1 protein-coding gene is annotated in these 2,869 nt (G+C 70.3%); it reads left to right on the forward strand.

Annotation, left to right across the window (positions count from 1 at the left end):
* Positions 1-828: 828 nt before the first annotated feature.
* A partial coding sequence (locus ABEA04_RS02155) for a fibronectin type III domain-containing protein (protein ID WP_345454070.1) occupies positions 829-2,869 on the forward strand: 2,041 nt, incomplete at its 3' end.

Here is a 2,869-nt window from a genome sequence, read left to right on the forward strand (position 1 = left end):
GGTCTGGCGCGAGACCAACGCCAACTGGTGGTCCCAGCCCGCCACCAAGATCGCGTAAGCGGCGTAGAAGCCTCGCGGATCGACGATAGGTGCTGAGTTGCAGTAGCTCTGCCCGTGGCGGGCGCGTATCGCGCCCGGCCCACGCTGCCTGGGGCGCGCGGGGGCTTGCATCGCTTGGCCAAGTGTTGGCTAGCCGAAGCAGAGATGCCTGAGTCCAGGCGCTTCATGCCGGTCCGCGTCCGCGCCCTCCTTAGGCACTACCGGACATTTTGTCCGGTAGTGCAGCGACCATCCCCCAGTGAAGCGCCGACGAAGATGCCAGACGCTGCATCGGGTCGGCAGGACGAACCCGTCGAGGTACTGACCCTTCATCGCGCCGCGCCGTCGGGGCAGTGTCTGACGAGAGCCCCCGGCCCAGGGTCGCGTAATCACCGTCGAGCGGGTGTGAACACTCTGTACCCCGAACCCGGCTTGTCTCAGCCCTACCGGACATTTTGTCCGGTAGGGATTCGCCCCCCCCGGCCGGTCCTGGGTCCGTGTCCCGGCACGCGGCAAGTTGCACGCCCTGTTGCCGTCGAACCGGTAAGACCCGGCGCCACGCTCAGCTGATGGCGGCCGGACGGGTGGGCCGTGGGGATTTGGCTGCGGGGGTGGGGTGGGGGGTCTTACGGTCTGTTCGGGTCTGCGAGCCGGGTCGTGGCCGCCTGGTCCACCGCGCATGTGCGGGGGTCCGGGCAGGGTCGGTGGCGGCGTGTCGTGGGGGTAGTCGTGGCGGGACGGTTAGCAAGACGTGGCAGGCAGCGTGTGGGCGGGCACCACGCTCGTGGCTTGGCGTGGTTGACCGCCGCGACGCTGGCAGGAGCCCTTGCGGCTACTGGCGTACCGGCGACCGCCGCGCCTGCCGACCAGCCGCACGGCAACAAGTCTGCTGCCTCTACCGCCGACCTCAGCCCGGCCCGTACGACGTCCCTGGCGGGATCGCGGACGTCCGTGTCGGCGCCGGTCGCACCGAAGTCGGCACCCGCAGTACCTGCGGCACCCGTGGCGGCGTTGTCTGCGCCGATGGTGGCGCCAGCTAGCCCGGTGGTCGGTGAACAGGTCCGGATCACCGGCACCCTCCCAACCCGCCTGGTCCGGCCCGTGGCCCTGCAGCTGCGTACCGGCACCACCTGGACAACCCGCAGCCCCAAGCCGATCAAGACCACCAAGACAGGCGCCTACACCTTCACCACCACCGCACCCCCCAGACCCGGCACCTACGCCTACCGGGTCCTGGCCGCCAGACACACCACCACCACCGGCGGGCGCCGCAAGACCTATCCCGCCCTGACCAGCCCAGCCCGCACCACCCCGGTCACCGCCCAGACCATCACCCTGACCCTGCCGGCCACCGCCGACCCCGGCGCCACCGTGACCGCGACCGCGACCCTCACCCCAGCCCGCGCCGGCCGCCTCGTGCGCCTGGAGTCCTCCCCCACCACCACCGCCGGAGTACCCACCGGCCCCTGGACCACCACCACTCAGACCACTCAGACCAGCAACACGACCCTGACCTTCCGGGTAACCGCCCCGAACCCCGCACCCGGCGAAGACCCCGTCACCCGCGCCTACCGGGCCAGCGCCACCACCCACCACGCCATCCCCGCGGCGACCAGCACCCACCGCACCCTGACCGTCGACCCCGGCGAGGCACCCGAACCACCCGACACCACACCGCCACCGGCCCCCACCGGCCTCACCGCCACCCCAGGCGATCGCACAGCCACCCTGACCTGGGACCCCGTCACCGCACCCGACGGCGCACCCGTCACCGACCTAGCCGGCTACCACGTCCACACCGCCACCAACCCCACCGGACCCTGGACCCAGCTCACCCCCACCAACAGCCCCATCACCCCGGTCAGCCCCACCGCCACCCCGACCTACACCGCCACCGGCCTGACCAACGGCACCACCTACTACTACGCCGTCACCGCCACTGACACCACCGGCAACCAATCCCCCCGATCAACTACCGCCACCGCCACCCCGCGCACCTACACCGGCACCAACCACTGCGGCACCCTCACCACCGACCAGACCTGGGAGGCCGGCCTCCACATCCTCGACTGCACCACCACCATCCCGGCCGGACGAACCCTCAGCATCAACCCCGGCGCAACCGTCAAAGCCAAGAACAACGCCACCATCCAAATCGCCGGGACCCTGAACGCCACCGGCACCGCCACCAGCCCGGTCGTGTTCACCTCGATCAAGGACGACACCACCGGCGGTGACACCAACGCTGACGGCGACGCCACCACCCCCGCCACCAACGACTGGTCCGGCATCGCCATCGCCCCCGGCGGCGAGGCCCACCTCGACCACGTGGTCATCAGACACGCCGCAAGCGCGCTGTTCTACCAAGGCCGCGACCTGTCGATCAGCAACAGCCTGTTCACCCTCAACGGCTCAGCCGTGAGCTTGGGCAACAACCTCGGCGGCAACAGCGTGGCCCCGCTGAACAAGCTGGACGACAACAACCGCGCCGTGGGCAACCTGACCAACAACGGCGTGACCCAGCATCAGCCGTACTGGACCGACGGCACCAAGCTCTTCGGCCGACCCGGCTGGTCCTACGTCTACAGCGGCCAGGCCCGAGTGCCGTCCGGCGCCACCGTCACCGCACCACCCGGAGCGATCCTCAAGGCCAAGGCCGACGCCTCCATCAGCGTCGCGGGCACCGATGAGAACCCCGCCATCCTGAACGCCACCGGCACCGCCACCAGCCCGGTCGTGTTCACCTCGATCAAGGACGACACCACCGGCGGTGACACCAACGCTGACGGCGACGCCACCACCCCCGCCACCAACGACTGGTCCGGCATCG

Origin of the sequence: Nocardioides marinquilinus, assembly GCF_039543705.1 — a bacterium.
Lineage (GTDB): Bacteria > Actinomycetota > Actinomycetes > Propionibacteriales > Nocardioidaceae > Nocardioides > Nocardioides marinquilinus.